Source organism: Acinetobacter geminorum (genome assembly GCF_013009345.1).
GTDB lineage: Bacteria > Pseudomonadota > Gammaproteobacteria > Pseudomonadales > Moraxellaceae > Acinetobacter > Acinetobacter geminorum.
The window spans coordinates 301,171-316,764 of record NZ_JABELE010000001.1 but is presented as its reverse complement, the minus strand read 5'-3'; the positions used below and the strand labels follow the sequence as shown (position 1 = coordinate 316,764).

The following is a 15,594-nucleotide window of genomic DNA, read 5'->3' as shown; positions in this document are numbered from 1 at the left end:
CCTTCAAATAAAAAAGATGAATATTAAAAAAATAAACATATCAATTATTTAAATTTAAGAATCCAATTAATTCTGATTAAAGCGATAAATAAAACTTAAAAGCTAAGATTAAAATTATTATAAAAACTTAATTAGATTATTTTTCAAACAAACAAACACTTAAAATATAAAGCTTCAAAAACCTTTAACGCTATATTAGATAAGGCTTTGCGTTTACTCTTCAATAGAACAAATAAAACTAATAGTTAATAAAATTATTGAAATACTCACTTTACAAAATTATAGTTCGTTTATTTTTGTAAACTTGTGAGTATTTTTTGTGACAGATTTTTCAATAATTAAGCAATCACAACGACACAAAAAAACTCTTCTGGCTATTCTATTTAGCAGTGTTTTACCTACTGCTCAAGCTGGCTTTTTTGATGACTACAATCAAACCGCTCAGAGCTTCCGTGCAAACCTCACGCAACCCATTCCAGAAGAAACTCATAAATTTTTAGAGAAAAAAGCTAAAGGGAGCGATGCTGCACTCTACCTACTTGAAAAAGGTCGCTTACAACAAGCTAATCATCAATATGAAGAAAGTAAGAAATCCTTTGAAGCTGCGTTTGTACTGTTAGAACAAAGAAATAATAAAGCAAAAATCAGTGCCTCAGAACTCGGATTTAAAGCTCTCTCACTTGTAAGTAATGACAGTGTTATTCCTTACAAAATCCCAGAATATGAACAAGTTTTAGCACATGTTTATCAAGCCATAAATTTTATGGCTCTCAATAATCCAGAAAGCGCTGGTGTAGAAATGCGTATCGCCCAACGTATTCAGCGTGAAATTGAACTTGCCCACACGAAGGAAGCTGAAAAAGCTAAAGAAAAAGCTGGTTCCGATCATAATCAGAACTTTGACGAAGCTTTTGCTGGCCTAGATACAATTGCTGGGAAAGTTAAAAATACATATCAAAATGCTTATGCATTTTACATGGCAGCCACTCTTTGGGAAGCATTAGGAGAAGAAAACGATGCTCTCGTTGACTTCAAAAAAGCTTATGAATTGCAGCCTAATGACTTCATCAAAAATGATGTTAAACGCTTAGACATGTCTTCAGGTAAAAAATCTCAACAATATCCAGTTGTAATTTTCTTAGAGCAAGGCCTAGTACCTCAAAAAATACCCAATACATTTGCATTGCCTACTCCAAACGGCCTGATCAATGTTTCATTTGCTAGCTACAACCCTTCTACTTATAAAAGCCCTACTAGTCTTCAGGTACTTGTAAATGGTAGACCTATGACTAGCACCTCTACCTTAACTGATATAGGTGCATTAGCTGTAAAAACATTAAAAGAAAATGTAGCTGCCAATATGACATCGCAAATTGCGCGCACAACAGCAAAATATATGGTCCAAAAAGAACTTGGGAATCACCTAGGGGCTATTGGTCAAATTGCTGGGAACATCTACAACACAGCTTCTGAAAAAGCCGATGTTCGTGCGTGGAATACTCTACCAAGTAATGCTCAAGTTGCCCGTCTCACTTTGCCAACAGGCACTCATACTATCCAACTAAAAAATGGCTATATGACTCAAGAACTCAATATTGATGTGAAACCAAATCAAACTGTGTTTATTCATGGCATAGAAGCAAATCAAGAAATTTTAACCGATAGTTTTGCTATTACTCATTAATGATTAAAGGATATTCAAAATGAAAAAGGCCGTAATTTATTTGAGCCTACTCTCAATTGCATCTGCGTTTTTTACAGGTTGTACAGCTCCAAATGCTATGCAAACAAAAACTGACATTACCACAGGTCAGAGTACTGTCCGCACTCAAACTAACAACCCGATTTTAGCTACCCGGATTGGTGTTAGTCGCGTCAACATGACGTCTTTAGGCGATATTAAGCGCGCATCCCTTGCTCTAAAAAATGGTTGGTTCTATGCCCAAGACTTCCAATACAAAATTGTATGGTTTGATGCGGAAGGAACTGAAATTAATCCAGAAGGCGCAATTTGGAAACCTATTAGCTTACAAGGTCGTGAAGTTAAAACTGTTCAGTCAGTTGCACCTAACCCTAGTGCAGTCGATGTATTGATTTACATGAAAAAAGATTAAGTTTTTAAACCTAAATTCACAACATTATTTAAAGATAGATACAGGACATTTTAATGAAAATTAAATCACTATTCATGATTACAGCAATGAGTAGCGCTGCACTTTTTTCTGGTTGTGCTTCACAAACAGTTAGCTATGGTGATGCGCAATCTGTTGAAACTTTAACAAAAGATTTTGGTTCTACAGATTTACAGCAAATTGCGACAAAAATGGTGGATGACATGCTTGCCTTCCCACCAATTATTGATATGACAAAAAATCGTCGTCCTGTTTTATTTGTTGATAAAATTAAGAACAAATCTCAAGAGCATATCGATACAGAGTCTATTACCGATACGATTCAAAACCGTCTAATCAATTCAGGAAAATTCCGCTTTGTAGACATGACTTCTGTGGGTGCAGTAGCAGACCAGATGGCTTATCAACAACGTAGCGGAATGGTAGATAAACGCACTGCCGTAAAATCCGGCACACAGATTGGTGCTGAGTATATGCTGAATGGTAATTTATCTAGCATCGTTAAAAACTCGGGCGGCAAGAGTGATGTTTACTATAAATTCACTTTAAAACTACTGAATTTAAAAACTGGAATCGTTGAATGGACCAGTGAAAAAGAAATTCGCAAATCTGCAAAAAAATCTACATTCGGCTTATAAGCTTTTCTAAATAATCCTTTATAGCATGGCAATTATTAATTGCTATGCTCTATAAATAAAAAGAGCCTTTATGAGAAAAATATTTTGCGCAGTACTATTAAGTCTTACTGCCACCTCAAGTTTTGCCGCGCTACAAGAAGTGATGAAAGAAGCTTCAGGTAGTGGACCAACCCAGCAACAAGCTATTGCAGAAGCTTTATTAACAGCAGCTCAATCTGTGAATGGAACAAAAGTAAGTTCACAAATGGGGATGGCTGAAGAAGTTAATATGGTTATGACAGATCACCACTGGTCATATCAAGGCAAAAGCTCACCTGTGTTCAGTGTACAAACAGAGTCTTCAGGTGCAATTAACCGTTTTCAAGTGCTTAGTGTTTCTGGTTCAGGTAAAAATTATAAAGCCCGCGTTCGAGCTTATATTAGTAAATATCAATCAAATGTAGCTGATCAACATTTACGAAGAATCGCAGTTTTTCCTTTTCAAGTAGTTGAGTCAAAATTTAACTTAGCATCGGGTGAAGACCCATATGAGTTTGTGCAGGAAGTAGCGGATCTAATTGGTACGCAAATGGCAAATTCACGACAACTAAGTTTAGTAAGTCGAGATTATATTGAAGAGATGGCAAGCGAAAATGCATTCCTCGCTTGGGATGGTGCGCCATCCGAAATGGCAAGAATTGCCCAAAAAGTGGGTGCAGACTATATTCTTGTTGGTAGAATTAATGAAGCCCGCACGGTTCAAGGTCAATCTTTTTACGGCGCAGTTCCAGCCGAACGTGATGCGATTAAATTAAACTGGCGTGTAATTGAAGTAAATACAGGCAAAATTGCAGCAGCTGGTTCTATTAAGCAGCCACCACAAGCAAATGTTGGTAATTTAGTCACACAAGATACCCCACCTTCTAGTACCGAAATTTTCGCAGATCAAGTCGTTAATGATGTATTGCGTGGTTTATCTTTGAAATCAAATCATTACTCTCAAAACGAAGATAGTTTTGATAATGAGGTAAATTCTTCACCATTATCAGATGCAGATCTTCCTTCAGGTTCTAGCGAAAAACCAATTCGCTGGTAAATAAAAAGGCTGTCATTTGACAGCCTTTTTACTTAATTTATTAAACGCCTTGAATCATGCGTCGAGCACTAATAATTCCCGGTTGCTGCTCTAGGCGAGCCAATAAGCGAGAAAGCTGTGCTAAACCTTTAACCTCAATGAGCAACTTCATATTAGCAATACCATCGGCCTCAGAAATTGTATTAACCTGACGAATATTGATTTGGTCAGAGAAAATCACCTGAGTTAAGTCTTTAAGCAGACCACGACGATCATAAGCTTCCACCACAATTTGAACGCTTTGACCACGTGTTGGCTGCATTTCCCAATCAGCTTCAACAGCACGCTCTGGCTCTTGCTTAATCATACGTTGATAGTCAGAACAAATGACTTTATGGATGCTGACACCACGGTTCAAAGTAATATATCCAGCGATTGATTCACCATGCACCGGCTGACAGCACTGAGCGATGTGCAGCTCTACATTATCTAAGCCATCAATTAAAATGCCATGTGCTGATAGCGTATGGCTGGCACGTGGATTTAATGTTGGTTTAAGTACTAGTTCAGGCTCATCCTGATCTAGATGCATTTGGCGGTTCACCTGATTAATCAGGGCATGTAAGCTAATATCGCCACTGACCAGATTCACCAAAATATCGTCGCCAGTCTTCACATTAAAATGTGATGAATAATCATTTAGGTCGATACTTTTTGGGTGAATCGCAAGACGAGCCAACTCTTTATTAAGCAGTTCTCGGCCTACTTCAAGATTCTTACTACGGTCTTGCTGTCTAAACCAATGACGCAACTTGTCACGTGCACGAGAGGTTTTGATATAACCCAGAGAGTTCACCAACCAGTCACGGTTTGGTTCACGATCTTTTTTAGTTAAAATTTCAACCTGTTCACCTGTTTTTAAAGTATAGGTAAGTGGTACATAACGCTGGTTGACCCGCGCTGCATAACACTTATTCCCTACTTCTGTATGCACATGATAGGCAAAATCTAAAACTGTTGAGCCACGCGGCAATTCTTTAATATCACCATCGCGACTGAAAACATAAATCTTTTCAAAGCCTTCAAAGTCTTGTAACTGTTCAAAGCCTTCTGTTTCATCTTCGTTTTGATGTACCGTCGTTTCATTACGTTCTTGATAATGTTCTAAAACAGCACGTAATGAATGCAAACGATGGTTAAAAGAATGGTCGGTATTCTTTGAACCTTCTTTATAGTTAAAGTGTGAACATACGCCTAACTCTGCTTCATCATGCATCTCATGAGTACGAATTTGCACTTCAAGAGATTTATTTTCAGCAATTACAGCTGTATGCAAAGAACGATAACCATTGGCTTTCGGGTTGGTAATATAGTCATCAAACTGGTGCGGAATATGACGCCAGATTTGATGTACGATACCTAAAGAGTGGTAGCACTCTGGCACACTATTGACCAACACACGTAAAGCACGAATGTCATAAAGTTGGTCGAAGCTCAGGTTTTTGCTCTTCATTTTTCGATAAATCGAATAAATGTGTTTTGCACGCCCTGTAATTTCAGCTTCAATGCCGTAAGACGCTAACTCATTTTTCAAACGGTCAATGACGAACTGAATGTAATGCTCACGCTCTAAACGCTTTTCATTGAGTAATGAAGCAATCTCTTTATAACGATCTGGTGCCAAATAGCGAAATGCAAGATCTTCAAGTTCCCATTTAAGCTGAGCAATACCAAGTCGATGTGCCAACGGCGAATAAATAGTAAGAATTTCACGCGCTACACGTTCTTGGCGTTCACGAGAGGAATTTGCAAGCTCTCGCAAAGAATAAGTACGCTCAGCCAACTTAATTAAAACAACACGAACATCTTCGGTCACCGAAATCAGCATTTTATAAATGCCGCTTAAATGTTCTCGTTGATTATTATTAAAGTGATCTTCTAACCGTTTATTTTTTTCAATAAGTTCTGAGAGTTTACCCATTGCCAAAGTACCTTTGACAAGGTTGTAAACTTGCTCCCCGAATTTCTGTTTTACTTCTTCTATATCGGTAATGCCTTCACGCACACTACGATAAAGCATTGCTGCTGATAAAGTATCTTCATCTACATGGAGATGTGCCAGAATGTCGGCCATTCCAACGCCTGTAGCAAAAGTATTGGAACGATGATTAACCGTTGAATCTAACTCTTTTTGCAGGGTTAAATGAGCGACTTTTTCAAGTTGTTCAAGCTCCGCCCCATCTAATATTTCACGCACCCGATCCAACCATGAGGCTAAACCGATTTGCGTTTCGGCGGCATGCTCTACAGTCGTTTCCTCTGACAACTCGGTTAGTTGTTCAGGTAACTGTTCACGTACTGTGACCATACCATTCTCCTCAATATGTAACTCATGTTTTTAATCGTTTATCTCTTGAATTTTTTCAAATAGTGCAATGGATTCAACATGTTCGGTATGCGTAAACATGTCCATCACTGCTGCTTTTTTTAACTGGTAACCATATTGGACCAAAACACCCGCATCCCTTGCCAGTGTAGCTGGATTACATGATACATAAACGATTCTTTTTGCTCCAAAATTTGATACATACTGCATAATTTCATATGCACCAGCACGAGGAGGATCAATCAATAATGCATCAAATCCTTGATTTGCCCAAGAATGATGCGAAAAATCTTTTGTTAAATCTTGTGAAAAGAAGGTTGCTTGCACCAAACTATTGCATCTCGCATTAGCTGTTGCTCGCTGCACCATTTCTTCACTCCCTTCAACACCGACAACCTGACCACTCTCACCAACACATCGTGCTAACGGGAGTGAGAAATTGCCCAAACCGCAAAATAGATCAAGTACCTTTTCACCTGGTTGCAATTGAAGCAATTCACATGCCAATTGAACCATCTGTTCATTTACTGTGGCATTGACCTGAGTAAAATCCAATGGCGAAAAAGCAAAATTTACATTAAACCTTTCTAAGGCATAGTGTAAACGTAAAGCACCTTGTTCATCATCAATACGATGAATGCTTTCAGGACCTTTAGGTTGCAAATACAACTGCCACCCTTTGTGTAACGCAAATTGCTTTAATTGGTTGACATCAGAATTGTTTAATTTTTCTACATGACGAACCAATAAAGAAATTTCATTATCACCTTTTGCTAATTCTACATGACCAATGTGCGCTTTGCCTTTTAGACTTTGGAGTAAAGTGCGTAACTCAGGCAGACTATTTGATAAGTTTTTATCCAAAACACTACAGCTATGGATCGAAGTTAAACGATTACTATGATGTTCGCGAAAACCCATGATTAAGCGATCTGGTTTTGGCAAATAGCGCACGCCTATTCGAGCACGACGACGATAATCACTTTGTAAAGATCGAATCGGTTCTAGCCACTGTTCAGGTTGAATACCTGCAAAATGCTGTAAATGTGACTGGAGTACATTTTGTTTTAAACGGATTTGTTCATCAGGGTGAATATGCTGCATGCTACAACCCCCACAGATACCATAGTGAGGACAAATTGCCTCTATACGATGTGCTGAAGGTTCTCCTAACAACTGCAACATTTCAGCTTCTTCAAGACGCTTCGCTTGATGGGTAATCCGAGCTTTTACAGTTTCTCCTGGCAATGCATAACGAATAAAAACTTTTTTGCCATGCTTATCTGCAGGGTGCTCAGGATGAGAACCATAATGCGCAATTCCACGCCCCTCATGAGAAAGTGTTTCAACCTGAAAAATATATTCAGGCTGTTGAAGGTTGCGAGATTTGGCTTGTTGTTTCAAAGAATGAACCTAAAAATCTGAAGAATTAAAATAGTGAGAAGTAAATTCGGTATGTTTCGAAGTACGTTCCCATACTTCAAGGAAATCGGCTTGCTGTGGCATAGTCTGTAAATATTCAATACTCGAACTGATCCAATGGTTATGCTCATCTGCATTTAATTGGCCTTTTAGTACTAACCAACGCAAATAAATAAACCATGTATTGAGCACATCCCCTTCACAATAGCTCGTCAATTTTAACCACTGTTGATTACGAACATATTCAGGCACATGATAACCCGACTCACCACGCTTACCCGGCAAACCTAAAATACAGGCAATATCGTCAAGCTTTTGAAAATTACGGCCATTAAACATTGCCATAACGTCCATTAAGTCTATATGGCGATGGTGATAACGGTTTTGGTAATTATTAAAACGCTTCTGGCTATCAATCTCGCCTTGATCAAACAGACCGGGGGCAGATAGCCCATGATACATAGCGCGAAATAGGATAACTGGTAAATCAAATTGTGAACCATTCCAGCTTACTAGAGTCGGATGGCGCTTATCAAAAATAGATAAAAATTTCTGTAAAATTTCTGCTTCAGAATATTGTTCTCGACTAAAAGAAAATAATCGAAAACCAGACTCATCGATCCATAAGCCAGAAATACAAACAATTTCATGTAAAGGCAAACGCTGAAAGTCCATACCAGATTCTTGGCGACGGATTTTCGTCAATGCTTGCTCTACATCGGCCTCAGGTAAATCAAGATGATATAAATGCGCACCCGCTTTTAAATCAGTTAAAGTTTCAATATCAAAAACTAAGGTAGGGAAACGCATTATTTCTCTCAATTATGAGTTATCGTCCTGTACTGAAAACAGACCTGTAGACAAGTAGCGATCGCCACGGTCACAGATAATGCAAACAATAACAGCATCCGGATTTTCTTCTGCAATTTTAATTGATGCCCAAACTGCACCGCCTGAAGATGTACCAGCACTAACACCTTCCATACGAGCTAATTTACGCATAGTTTTTTCAGCTTCAATTTGTGGAATATCGATAATACGATCAACACGGCTACTATCAAAAATAGTAGGCAAATATTCTTTTGGCCAACGGCGAATACCGGCAATACTTGATCCGTCTGCTGGCTGTAAACCAACAATTTGAATATCTGGGTTTTGTTCTTTTAAATATTTAGAAACACCCATAATGGTACCTGTTGTGCCCATTGAACTCACAAAATGGGTAATTTTACCGCCTGTTTGTTTCCAGATTTCAGGACCAGTCGTTAGATAATGAGCTTCAACATTATCAGGATTACCAAACTGATTTAAAACGTGCCCCTTACCCTCTTTTTCCATTTGTAAGGCTAAATCACGTGCACCTTCCATTCCTTGCTGTGGTGTCACTTCAATCAGCTCTGCGCCATAAGCCAACATTGCGTCTTTACGCTCTTGGCTCATATTGTTCGGCATAATAAGTTTCATTTTATAGCCGCGCATTGCCGCAACCATAGCCAAAGCAATACCTGTATTACCGCTGGTTGCTTCAATTAATGTATCACCCGGTTTAATTTGACCACGTTTTTCTGCCTGCATAATCATGTTATATGCAGGACGGTCTTTTACAGAACCTGCCGGATTATTACCTTCCAATTTTGCTAAAACTATCGCTTGCGTATGAGAAGCTAATCGCTGCAAACGAACTAGAGGCGTCTTACCTACATAGTGATCTAACAAAAATTCGTCGGCTAAAAAATCAGGTTGTGTATTACTCATGATCAACACCTATATCGAGGTGGGCCTATTGTATGAAAAAATGCTCGGTACTGCACCCATTTCAATATGCTTTTTCATGAAAGCGATTAAAGCTCGGTCATTTATAAAATGCCGTCTGTTTTAAAATAAAGCGTGATAAGATGCCCTACAGAGAGATAAATCTGATGTAGCCATGTCTAATTTCAATAAAACCTTATCGAAACGCTTACGTCTGAATCATGCATATGGACAATTAATTGCTCTTATTTTTGTGCCCATCATGATTTTAACGTGTGTTGGTGCTTTTCTGGTTTTAACTGAAACCTCACATTCAGTAAAACAACAACAGCTACATCATGCCTCAGCAATTTTAGCTCGCTACAATCAAATCGCGATCGATTTATATAAGCTTGTTGAACTAGAGCCCGATGAATATGATCACGCCCAGCACATCATGCAAAGCATGTTTAGTGAAAAAAATCTAAAACGTGCTGCTTTAATTGATAGTAATGGCCAGACCTATTTAAGTATCGGTTATCGCGATAATCGCTACTGGCCAAACTTTACGCAAAGTAGTAATTTTTTTGGTCCAATATCTTATAACCACAACAATATTTATGGACAGCGGATTAGCGACACACCCGGAAAAGCACCTGTCTGGCTCGTCATTGAAATGGATAATCAGCCACTAGAATTGGCACGTTACCGTATTTTGATTGCCCTCGTCATTACTGGCTTAATGACCTTATTGTTACTTTTACTTTGCTTGAATTTTTACTCGCGTCGCTGGATTGCACCGATGTACGAAATTCGCATGCAGTTGCAACGTTTAAATGCAGACACGTTGGACCAGCATATGGTCATTAACAGTACAGGTGAATTACGCTTATTACAGCGAGATATTGCAAACGTTGTTAAACGATTACACTTTAGCTTTTTAGAGTTAAAAGAACACACCGAACAAACCGAAGAAGACTTACGTAGAACGTTAGATACCTTAGAAGTTCAAAACATCACTTATCGTCAAGCACGTGACCAAGCGATTTCATCGAACCAAGCAAAATCAGTTTTCCTTGCCAATATTAGTCATGAACTTCGAACACCTCTAAACAGTATTGATGGCTTTATTCATTTATTACTTCGTCAGCAAAATCTAAATAACGAACAAAACCTTTACCTGCAAACTATTCGCAAATCATCTGCCCATTTATTAGCATTAATTAATGATGTATTAGATTTCTCAAAAATTGATGCCGGTAAGTTAGAGCTTGAAACAGCACCGTTTGATTTAGAAGAAGCTGTCTTTGATGTCATGGATATGCTGTCTCCACTGGCTGCTCAAAAGCATATCGCAATGGCTTTTTATTATGCGGACAATATTCCACAACAAGTGATTGGTGATGCTTTACGCTTTAAACAAATTCTAACTAATTTGATTTCAAATGCGATTAAGTTCACTCCAGATGGCGAAATTATTGTTCGTGTTCGTATGGAACATGATGATATCGGACAATGCCTACTTCATTTTAGTGTTCAAGACAGTGGTATTGGTTTAAGCGGAACTGACCGTAAAAAATTATTTGAATCATTCTCGCAAGGTGATGCATCCGTTACACGTCAATTTGGCGGTACAGGTTTAGGCCTTGCGATCTCTAAACAGCTTGTCCATCTCATGCATGGTCAAATTGGCTTTGAGGATAACCAAGAACGCGCCCCAACAGAAAAGGGCTCGACCTTCTGGTTTACAGCACAATTTGTGGTAGATGAAGATTACGAGATTGAACACCCGCACTTTGAACATTTACAAGTGGTGTCTTATCTTGCCCACCCTGCTACAGCAAGTGTTTTACGTTATTACCTTGAGAACTATCATGTTCCTCATATCGAGACACAATCGATTCTGGACTTATTTAGTCGTTTAAAGCATCTTGATCAAAAAGACAATACATGGCTCATTGTTGACCACAGCGGCGATACTGAAGCGTTATTAAAAGAAATCCGTAGTCGTTATCAAGGCAATTTGGCAGTCTATGGCTATCAAATGACACTTGAGCCAAATATGCTCAATGAATATCGTGCTCGCCCTTTATATCAACCATTAAGTCGAAGCGGACTCATTCAATTATTAAATGATCAGCCTATTTTTGAAGAGGAGCAACAAGATTTTAATGGTCAAGGTTTACACATTCTGGCAGTCGATGACCACTTACCTAACTTAATTGTTTTAGAAGCCTTGCTAGGTGAACTCAACGTTAGAACAACTAAAGCTCTCAGCGGTCAAGAAGCGCTGAACCTGATCCAAGAGCGAATTGACCAGAAGCTTAAACCATTTGATTTGGTATTTATGGATATTCAAATGCCTGTTATGTCAGGTATTGATACAACTCGCGCTATTCGCTCATTAGAGTCGACTTTAGATGGTGAAATGCAGCTTCCAATTATTGCATTAACAGCGCATGCCCTTGCTGATGAAAAGCAAAAACTCCTCAAAGTAGGCATGAATGACTATGTTACCAAGCCAATTCAAATGGAACAAATTATCCAAATTTTAACGCAATGGACCAAAAACAACTTTACATCAAAAGCTCTAGATAAAGACCATCATGTCGTTGCAGAAGCATTAGACCCAGAAATTCTAAACTGGCAACAAAGTTTGCAGCTTGCAGCAAATAAAGAAGATCTTGCTCAAGATTTACTTAAAATGTTAGTTGATAGTTTCCCAACTGAGCTAGACGAAATGCAGCAGCTCATCGAGCTTGAAGACTTCCCTCAACTTGAGCATGTTTTACATCGTCTTTATGGTGCTACCCGCTATGTAGGTACTCCAAAACTGCAACAAGTGACAGGTGATTTTGAGCAATTTATTTCAACACTACGCAAAGAACGCCGTATAGCCGATGAAGGATTTATTGAAGAAGTTATGAGACGCTTTGATGAGTTAGGACTTGTTGTTAAAGAAGTTGAAAGTGCTGCTCATCAAATCTTGGTGATTCCTGACTAGCATATCTACCAACTGGTATGACTGAGCTGTCATGTTTCCAAATTACAGCCATGTTATGCTCCGCTTATCGATAAAAAAATAAGCGGGAATTTCATGGCACTTTTACGTATTGAAAAGAATAATGGCATTGCAACAGTTTATCTAAACCGTCCTGATAAACGTAATGCCATGAGTTTTGCCTTATTAAAAGAACTCGTTTCAACAGCAAAAGCCATTAAAAAAGATAGAGATATCCGCTGTGTGATTTTGACAGGGGAAGCACAAGTTTTTAGTGCTGGAATTGATTTATCTGATCTGAATAATCCGAAAAACTCCGCTTTTGCCATTTGGGAGCTTGTTAAACCTGGCCAAAGTCTATTCCAGAAAGCATTCCTGATTTGGCAAAATTTACCTGTACCTGTGATTGCAGCTCTTGAAGGATATTGTTTTGGTGCCGGAATGCAACTTGCCTTAGCAGCTGATATTCGCATCTCTCATCCAGACACTAAAATGTCGATTATGGAAAGCCGTTGGGGCTTAGTTCCAGATATGGGACTTACTCGCTCATTGAAAGGCTTAATTGGTGTTGACCTTGCAAAAGAACTCACCTTAACAGCCCGTGTTTTTGATGGGAATTATGCAAAAGAAATTGGTCTTGTGACTCATTTAAGCAACTCTCCACTAGAAAAAGCCAATGAAATAGCTGCTGAAATGTTACAACGCTCACCTGATGCCCTAACTGCAGCAAAACGTGTACTTGATGCAATGGAACACCAACCTGAAAAGTCATTACGTCTAGAAAAAATCTGGCAACTTAAATTATTACTTGGTAAAAATAGCAAACTTGCTCGTAAAAAAGACAAACATCCGGAAGTTAATTTTTTACCACGCCAATATAAATAAAGAGCTTAGATTATGAATTTTGATCGTAATACCCCTATTGCTTTTTTAGGTATAGGGCTGATGGGGAGCCGCATGGCAACCCGTCTTATTCAGGCTGGTTTTCAAGTTGCGGTTTGGAATCGAACCCCTTCTGCATGTGAAGAACTGATTGATATCGGCGCACAGCCTTTAGAGCTTTCAGATATTGGTGAGTATCCAATTATTTTAACCTGCCTAGCAGATGACAAAGCAGTAGAAGTAGTATTTGAACAAATTCAGCCTAATTTAAAAGCTAAACAGGTAATTGTTGATTTCTCAAGCTTATCTGTTACTGCAACAAAAACGCTTGCTCAAGCTGCTGCTGCGCATGACGTTATATGGATTGATTCACCCGTATCAGGTGGGACAGCTGGTGCAGAACAAGGCACACTTGTTATTTTTGCAGGTGGTGATGCTCAAACGATTACGGAATTAGCTCCCATTTTTAATGTCTTATCTCAACGTGTAACACGAATGGGTGATATAGGTACGGGTCAAGCCACTAAAATTTGTAATCAACTCATTGTGGCAGCAAATAGTGCTCTTATCGCTGAAGCTGTAGCACTAGCAGACCGAGCTGGTGTAGACACCACATTACTTGCTCCAGCTCTAGCTGGTGGATTTGCCGACTCAAAGCCATTTCAAATACTTGCACCACGCATGGCAACTCATACATTCGAGCCTGTTCAGTGGAAAGTTCAAACATTATCTAAAGATCTTAACAACGCGGTAACATTGGCTAACAATGTTAATTTAGATATCCCTGTTGCACAAAAAGCTCTATTACAGCTACAAACTCACCAAAAAAATGGCTTTGCTGAGAAAGATTTAGCTACTATGATTCAAGTAGTAGAGCAATAATAAACGGAGTTTGTGTATGGGTCGTCTTGCCGTTAACTTATCCATGATTTTTACCGAAGTTTCTTTAATTGAACGCTTCGCATTAGCCCATGCAGAGGGCTTTGAACATGTAGAAATCCAATTCCCATACGAACTTACCATTTCTGAGATTCAAGACCAACTTGAACGTTACAACCTCAATCTCTGTCTAATCAATGTTCCTGCTGGTGATCTTATGCAAGGCGGAAACGGTTTAGCAGGCATTCCCGGCCAAGAGATAGCTTTTCATGAAGCCTTAGAATTGGCCATTAGCTATGCCACTGCTTTAAAAGTTCCTCGTGTTAATATTTTAGCAGGTAAACAACCGCTAGATGCTGACTTACTTCCTTGTTTAAAAACGTTAGCAGCCAATTTAAAACATGCCTGCAACTTATTAAGTGAACATGGTATAGAGCCTGTTTTCGAAATGATTAATGGCACGGATATGCCTCGCTTTTTGGTGCAGAATATTGCACAGGGACAAGAAATGCTAGAAGCAGTCAATCACCCTGCTCTCAAAATGCAATATGACTGCTATCACATGGCCATGATGGGTGAAGATGTACTTGAGGGTTTACAAGAAAATATTAACTTAATTGGTCATATTCAATTTGCAGACTGCCCGGGCCGCCATGAGCCTGATACAGCTCAAATTCCTTATGAACAAATTTTTTCTTGGTTAAAGCAAAGTTCATATCAGAACTACATTGCAGCAGAATATAAACCTGAAAATGCTTCAAATCAGTCGTTTACATGGAAGAAAAAATACTTTTCAGATGATGTAAATATATAAACTGTTACGACTTCTGTTTGAAATTTAGTGAGAAAACCACTATATTAGATAGTGAGTAATTGTCAGGAAAATATACCCTATATGAATTTAGAACCATCGCCCAGCGTGTCTAATTCTCACGATTTCGCAATGAACACCTCAAATAAAGACGTACAAGCTTGTCTCAAAGTCGTCCACGACGCTTTAGTTGATGTAAAAGCAAAAGATATTCTCCAGTTAGATGTTAGCTCAATTAGCAATGTCGCTGATGCTATTGTAATTGCAAGTGGTACTTCTACTCGCCATGTCAAAGCACTTGCTGACAATGTTGCAGAAGAAGCTCGAAAAGCCGGTTTCCGCCCGATTGGCGTTGAAGGTGAACGAGATGCAGAATGGATCTTGATTGATCTCGGCTTTGTTGTAGTACACGTAATGCTACCAACAGCTCGTAAATTCTATGATTTAGAAAGCTTATGGCGTACCGCTCCAGAGTCGGTTGCTTAAAATTTTGCTTTTAAAAAAAGCGGCTCTTTTGAGCCGCTTTTTTTATTTATCTAACATCAATTTTAATGACATTCAAATACGCAGACCCTATCCCCAAAGCACCAATCATCACTTACAACCAATTTTGACATGACAAATTGTCAAATTTGCAGCACTATACAAATTCTTGAAG

At 38.8% G+C, this 15,594-nt stretch carries 13 protein-coding genes; 9 read left to right on the top strand and 4 right to left on the bottom strand.

Annotated elements, in window-relative coordinates:
- Positions 1-319: 319 nt before the first annotated feature.
- From HJG58_RS01450 to HJG58_RS01435, 4 genes are all read left to right on the top strand, one after another.
- A complete protein-coding gene (locus tag HJG58_RS01450) occupies positions 320-1,684 on the top strand; it encodes a COG3014 family protein (protein WP_133480842.1) in 1,365 nt (454 codons plus the stop codon).
- 19 nt (positions 1,685-1,703) lie between these two features.
- Positions 1,704-2,114, top strand: a complete 411-nt coding sequence (locus HJG58_RS01445) for a YcfL family putative periplasmic lipoprotein (protein WP_170247674.1) — start codon at positions 1,704-1,706, stop codon at positions 2,112-2,114.
- A gap of 53 nt (positions 2,115-2,167) precedes the next feature.
- Complete coding sequence (gene lpoB / locus HJG58_RS01440) at positions 2,168-2,770, top strand: penicillin-binding protein activator LpoB (RefSeq protein ID WP_046812598.1); 603 nt, start codon at positions 2,168-2,170, stop codon at positions 2,768-2,770.
- Positions 2,771-2,840: 70 nt separating this feature from the next.
- Positions 2,841-3,845: a CsgG/HfaB family protein gene (locus tag HJG58_RS01435; RefSeq protein ID WP_170247673.1), complete on the top strand. Its 1,005-nt coding sequence runs from the start codon at positions 2,841-2,843 to the stop codon at positions 3,843-3,845.
- Between the two features lie 40 nt (positions 3,846-3,885).
- Here HJG58_RS01435 and HJG58_RS01430 read toward each other — a convergent pair whose 3' ends face one another.
- Genes HJG58_RS01430 through cysM form a run of 4 tightly spaced genes read right to left on the bottom strand, consistent with a single transcriptional unit; the run spans position 3,886 to position 9,387 of the window.
- Entirely contained in the window at positions 3,886-6,192 is a 2,307-nt protein-coding gene (locus HJG58_RS01430) for a RelA/SpoT family protein (RefSeq protein WP_002117181.1), read from the bottom strand.
- A gap of 30 nt (positions 6,193-6,222) precedes the next feature.
- Positions 6,223-7,614, bottom strand: coding sequence for a 23S rRNA (uracil(1939)-C(5))-methyltransferase RlmD (rlmD, locus tag HJG58_RS01425; protein WP_170247672.1), 1,392 nt, complete (start codon positions 7,612-7,614; stop codon positions 6,223-6,225).
- 9 nt (positions 7,615-7,623) lie between these two features.
- Positions 7,624-8,442 (bottom strand): 3'-5' exonuclease, encoded by an 819-nt coding sequence (locus tag HJG58_RS01420; RefSeq protein WP_005066255.1) that lies wholly within the window; start codon positions 8,440-8,442, stop codon positions 7,624-7,626.
- Positions 8,443-8,454: 12 nt separating this feature from the next.
- The gene (gene cysM / locus HJG58_RS01415) at positions 8,455-9,387 is read right to left on the bottom strand and encodes a cysteine synthase CysM (protein WP_002117176.1); all 933 of its coding nucleotides are present in this window, start codon (positions 9,385-9,387) and stop codon (positions 8,455-8,457) included.
- 172 nt (positions 9,388-9,559) lie between these two features.
- Here cysM and HJG58_RS01410 point away from each other — a divergent pair, with 172 nt between their 5' ends.
- The 5 genes from HJG58_RS01410 (at position 9,560) to rsfS (ending at position 15,422) form a co-directional block, all read left to right on the top strand.
- Complete coding sequence (locus HJG58_RS01410) at positions 9,560-12,367, top strand: GacS-like sensor histidine kinase (RefSeq protein WP_086264969.1); 2,808 nt, start codon at positions 9,560-9,562, stop codon at positions 12,365-12,367.
- A gap of 93 nt (positions 12,368-12,460) precedes the next feature.
- Entirely contained in the window at positions 12,461-13,249 is a 789-nt protein-coding gene (locus HJG58_RS01405) for a crotonase/enoyl-CoA hydratase family protein (protein ID WP_019767978.1), read from the top strand.
- Between the two features lie 12 nt (positions 13,250-13,261).
- A complete protein-coding gene (locus HJG58_RS01400; protein ID WP_170247671.1) occupies positions 13,262-14,128 on the top strand; it encodes an NAD(P)-dependent oxidoreductase in 867 nt (288 codons plus the stop codon).
- A gap of 16 nt (positions 14,129-14,144) precedes the next feature.
- Positions 14,145-14,939 (top strand): hydroxypyruvate isomerase family protein, encoded by a 795-nt coding sequence (locus tag HJG58_RS01395; protein ID WP_033849301.1) that lies wholly within the window; start codon positions 14,145-14,147, stop codon positions 14,937-14,939.
- A gap of 81 nt (positions 14,940-15,020) precedes the next feature.
- Positions 15,021-15,422, top strand: coding sequence for a ribosome silencing factor (gene rsfS, locus HJG58_RS01390; RefSeq protein ID WP_001047580.1), 402 nt, complete (start codon positions 15,021-15,023; stop codon positions 15,420-15,422).
- Positions 15,423-15,594: the final 172 nt, after the last annotated feature.